Raw genomic sequence first — 1,277 nt, 5'->3', positions numbered from 1 at the left:
GGAAAGTACTGAACCATCACCAGCACCAGGTTGTTGGCGGCATCGCCCACGCCGATGGCAGGCACGGTATTGCAAAAGAACTGATAGGGCTCTTTGACTTCGATGCGGTGGTAGCCGACTTCCTCGAACTTGTCGTTGAAGATGAGCACATGGCAGTCATTCGTGTACCGCTGCCCTTCGTCGCATCGGTAGGTCGGTTGGCCTGTGAAATGAGAAGGCGTGCACACCTCATCGGGGTGGCTCTTCGTCATGAAGAGGACGGGCTCCAGGTAATGCTGCCGGCCATCCAGCATCATCTTGAAGCCCATGGCGTGCCAGAAATCAAGTCTGGGTGGGTTGCTAATGTCGATGTCAGCTGCACGAGCCGCGACAGATCGAAAGGCTGCATCGCGGACTTTCTCGCTTTCGTTGAGTATGCACACTGGCCGTGGGCGCCGGCCTTGCTGGACCTCTGCCAGCTCAATGGGGTTGCGTGGAGATCCGGAGCAGGTGTACTGGTTGCCCCAGTCGCTCGATAGCTTGATCTCGGCCTGGGCCAACGCCGCAAGGCTCAGCCACGCGGCTGCCACGCACACCCTGGCAAACGCGCGGTCAAGCCTGCTTGGCTGAGTTGGCTTTTTTATAAGCTTCATAAGCGCGCTCCAGTTTGAGGTGGTACTGGTAGGTTTCATACTTCTTGCCGTTGTAGTAGAAGGCGATCATGCGCCAGTTCTTGGTCTTGACGGCATCCCACAAGGAGATTTCTCGGCCCAGCGCCTTGTTCTTGGGGTCTTTCCACGCGGGCGGATTGTTCATGATGAAGCCGGCAAGCAAGCCCAGCTGCTCGACCTCCGAGGTGCACATCTTGTTGATGAACTCGTCAAGTTCACGCTCCCCACACAGCCTGTGATTGACGCCCAAGATCTGGAACTTGCCCCAAGAGCAGGACTTGAGTGCGGCAACAGGGTCCAGCCGGTAGGCGTTGATCAGGCGCTGGTATGAGGTGACGTAGTTACCAAGGACGTCGTCCTCATCGACGCGGCCGTCGTGCATCTTTGGGTCGTCTTGGCCCAGCCGCTCGCGCTTGCGGTAACCCACAGGCCAGGAGATGTCTGGGTGGGTGTTGTCATACTTGCCGCCTGTGAGCCGGCTGAAATGTTGGCGTTCGTACAGAATGGCGGGCACATGCCCTCCCTGGCCGTCCATCAGGCGCCAGAAGGCGCTGCCGCCGCTTTCTACTTTGGCGATGGCCTGCAGCACTTCCTGTTCGCATTCGAGGCGACCTGCCGTGTCGTTCC

The 1,277-nt window shown here is 58.7% G+C and carries 2 protein-coding genes; both read right to left on the bottom strand.

Going from position 1 to position 1,277, the window contains the following annotated elements; genetic code table 11:
* On the bottom strand, positions 1–632 hold a 632-nt coding region (locus tag CTA01S_RS16545), incomplete at its 3' end, for a hypothetical protein (RefSeq protein WP_232301113.1).
* On the bottom strand, positions 592–1,277 hold a 686-nt coding region (locus tag CTA01S_RS16130; RefSeq protein ID WP_157451412.1), incomplete at its 5' end, for an N-acetylmuramidase family protein. The genes CTA01S_RS16545 and CTA01S_RS16130, both read right to left, overlap by 41 nt.

Origin of the sequence: Caldimonas taiwanensis NBRC 104434 (assembly GCF_001592165.1) — a bacterium.
GTDB classification, from domain to species: Bacteria; Pseudomonadota; Gammaproteobacteria; order Burkholderiales; family Burkholderiaceae_C; genus Caldimonas; species Caldimonas manganoxidans.
This window is presented reverse-complemented; position numbering and strand designations above follow the sequence as displayed.